The sequence below is a fragment of the Longimicrobium sp. genome, assembly GCF_036280135.1.
Classification (GTDB): Bacteria; Gemmatimonadota; Gemmatimonadetes; order Longimicrobiales; family Longimicrobiaceae; genus Longimicrobium.
In genome coordinates, this window is the sequence record NZ_DASURI010000406.1 from 1 (window position 1) to 2,077 (window position 2,077).

A 2,077-nucleotide genomic window follows, 5' to 3' on the forward strand; every position below is an offset into this window, starting at 1 on the left:
CGACGCAGGCCGCGCCCAACGCGACCCCGGGCACGACCGCGCCGGCTCCGGCGGCGACCACGCCGTAAGCGCGCGGGTCCCACGCACCTCGGCCCCCTCCCGATCCGTCGGGAGGGGGCCGATTTTGCGTGTCAGGAATCAAGTGCCCGAACTGTGTTCACACGCCAGAAGGTCGAGGCAACGGAGAACCGGCTTTTTCCCGCGGCTCCGCTCCCCACCGTTTTCGTGCGTGAGCGCGTGGCGGGGCGGATTCGGACGGATTACCGGATTTGGCCTCGCGGCGTTGGGAGTGGCGGCTCCGCGCCGCCTCGGCGCAGGCGGTGTGCGCCCGCGGCGGCCAGGATGCAGAGCGCGGGCATGACGGGGTGGCGAAAGCGGGAGTAGGCACCCGGGCCCGACGTGACCGCGACCAGGTACAGCGACGCGGCCAGCGCGGGGACGAGCGCGGCTCGGGTCCACGCGTGGCTCCACAGGCCCAGCGCGGCGAGGATCAGCACGGCGAACAGGTACACGGCGAGCAGTGAGCTGAGCGCCAGCCGCGCGGCCGGGTGCGCGCTCACGCCCGCGAGCTGGGCCCAGTCTGCGATGCCCGGGCCCAGCACGGTGCGAGCGCCCCCCGCGCTGGTTGTCCGGAGGACGGCGCCCGGGTCGCGGAGCAGGATCTCGCGCGCCTCCCTGCGCATGGCCTGGTAGCCCGCCGCGCGCTCCCGGCCGCGGGCGCGCCAGTCCGCCTGCGTCAGCGTCTCCGCGCGCTCGGCTCTCCACGCCGCCTGCACCGCCTCGAGCGGCTGGCCCGTGCGCAGGGCTGTCACGCCGGCCGCGCGGTAGTAGAACAGGTCCAGGTCCGTGATCGCGGAAAACCCGTGGTATCCGGCCTCTCGTGCGTTGCGCTCGCGCCACGCGGCGAGCGGGGCGGCCGCCACCACCAGGAACAGGGCCGCGTGCGCCAGTGCCCGCCCCGCCCCGCGGCGCCATCCGACTCCCACGATCACCACCGCCAGGAGGAGCGGGGCGAAGTACAGCACCGGCCTCACGAAGCACCCGGCGGCCAGCAGTGCTCCCGCCGCGGCCGCGTCCCCCGGCCGCCCCTCGCGCGCCCACCGGGCCAGTGCCAGCAGCATCGCCACGAACAGCGTGGTAAAGAGCGTCTCCGTCAGCAGGCGGGCGGTAAAGCAGACGGAAAGCGGCTCCACGGCGTACAGCGCCGCCGCCAGCACCGCAACCCGGGGAGCCGCGCCCATCACCCGGGCCAGCCGGTACACCAGCCAGACCGCCAGCACGCCCAGGAGCACCTGCAGCGCCAGCGTCACCGGCGTGACCGCCCCCAGTCCCTCTCCCACGGCCAGCAGGAGCGGATAGCCGGGCGTGCGCACCAACTCCGGCGCGCCGCCGCTGTCGAAGCGCCCGGACGCGAGCATCGCCCGTGCGGGCTCCAGGTATCCGGGCGTGTCGGCAGCGGCGGCGGTGCCGCGCGCCAGGGCCGCGCCAACCGCCACGGCGCGCAGCACGAGCGCGATGAGCAGGACCCGGCGCAGGCTTGACGAAGGTGATCGCATGGGAGCTTCCCGAGAAAGTGGCAGCGTGCTCCTTATCAGATAGTGTCGTTACGGTGCGGCCACAAGAAAAATTTTTTCTCCTTGGTGTCGATTGCGTGATGGGCTGGGCGGCCGTTCCCGCCGTTACAGCGATTCTCGGATGGGTTTGAAGGTGTTTCCCGCCCGCTCTGTCATCCTGACGAGGAAGGCGCCCGGCGCGGTCCATCCCATCGCATGGAGCCGTGGCGCCTTCCGACCGAAGAATCTGGTCGGGCCGCGCACAGACCTCGCCCGTGCTGGACTCCTCGCGCGAAACTCGGCGCGCGGGCGGGACCCTGCACTCCGGCAACCCGATTCTTCGGCCGGCCGGCGCCCGATACACCATGCCAGGGAACTCTCAGCCGGCGCCGCCCGACCTCAGCTCGACTTTGGCCTTCTCAGGCCGCATATGCAAGCGCGTCGGCCCAGCGTTGAAGCAGCGGGTCTGGATTATTAGCGTTGTCGCCCGCGTACGGCGAGTAGGAAATATTCTCGTGCAGCCA

General features: G+C 72.2%; 1 protein-coding gene. It reads right to left on the bottom strand.

Annotated elements, in window-relative coordinates:
- Window positions 1-260: 260 nt before the first annotated feature.
- Entirely contained in the window at window positions 261-1,556 is a 1,296-nt protein-coding gene (locus VFZ20_RS13040; protein WP_329684327.1) for a glycosyltransferase family 39 protein, read from the bottom strand.
- Window positions 1,557-2,077: the final 521 nt, after the last annotated feature.